The sequence below is a fragment of the Leptospira yanagawae serovar Saopaulo str. Sao Paulo = ATCC 700523 genome (assembly GCF_000332475.2).
GTDB lineage: Bacteria > Spirochaetota > Leptospiria > Leptospirales > Leptospiraceae > Leptospira_A > Leptospira_A yanagawae.
On record NZ_AOGX02000007.1, the window covers coordinates 1 to 1,252 of the forward strand.

Here is a 1,252-nt window from a genome sequence, read left to right on the forward strand (position 1 = left end):
GGTATTCCGTGATGCCCAAATGATGAGGATTTATATGATTCGAGGAAAAATCCTCGAGTGTCTTGGAAACAATCGGGAGTTATCAAGATTGGACCTACGATGGGAAATGTTTCCACTTTCATGGATGCTAGCTTTTTCCCTCCCTAAGCTAACGCAAGGAAAATCAAAAAAATCATTCTCCTATATATTTATACTACCCGACTTACCAACTATACCATGAATAATGCCTAAGCTCATCATCTTAAAATGATTCCATGGTCTATCAGTGAATATAGAATAAAAAACAAATTTTAAAAGCAAACGATAGCCATCAACAAGTTTCCAGTTCCAAGGAACCCAAGACAATTTATACAATAGAATTGCATTTCGAAAGTGATAGTAGTGGCGTAATGGAGAATGGATGGGAATCATTTTTTTTCCCCATTTTTTGGGATTATCTCCCAACGAGTGATTCATGAATGCATTGCATACTCCAAAATTTTGCATTCCTTTCGATTTTGCCCGAAGTCCCCACTCGATATCAACATAGTCGATAAATAACTCTTCTTTCATCGTTCCAATTCTATCAAGAGCCGTAGAAGATACCATACTTCCAGACGCAATTACATAATCAACTTCGACTATATCTTCTTTTGTTTCGCAAGGGCACCGAACCATTTTTAATCCTTCAAATCTTAGAAATGGAGGTGGATTGTCTTGTCTAGAATCGGTATACCTCGCTCCTAAAATTCCAATTTTTGTAGCAGGTATCCTTTGCAAAAGCTTAGTGTGAGCTTCAATTAAAGACTCAATTAAATTAGAACTAGGATCGCTGTCTTGATCAAAAAAAACTAAAAAGTCTGAATGGTAGGATCTGGATACTTCAATTCCTTTATTTTGAGCAGTGGCAATCCCATAATTTTTATCTAATAAAATTAAATGACAATTGAACTGGTTAACAATTTCTTTAAGTTTCTTTCTATCAGTGGAATCTGAAAAATTATCTACAACTATAATTTGGCGATTATTTGAAACAATCTTTTGAATCAGATTTTCTAAATCTAAAAAGTTTGGATTGTAGGTCACAATGATACAAGAAATTTTCATTAACTTTAAATTACCTAGAGTCTACCGAAATCAGAAGATAACATCTTCAGTGATACGCCTTAGATACTGACCATATCCATTTTTTATTAATGGTTCTGCCAATTTGAGTAAGTCCGCCTTTGTAATGTAACCTTTGCGGAAGGCAATTTCTTCGGGGCATGCAATT

1 protein-coding gene is annotated in these 1,252 nt (G+C 34.8%); it reads right to left on the bottom strand.

The window, feature by feature from the left end; translation table 11 throughout:
• Positions 1 to 180: 180 nt before the first annotated feature.
• A complete protein-coding gene (locus LEP1GSC202_RS00430; protein ID WP_015675702.1) occupies positions 181 to 1,086 on the bottom strand; it encodes a glycosyltransferase family 2 protein in 906 nt (301 codons plus the stop codon).
• Positions 1,087 to 1,252: the final 166 nt, after the last annotated feature.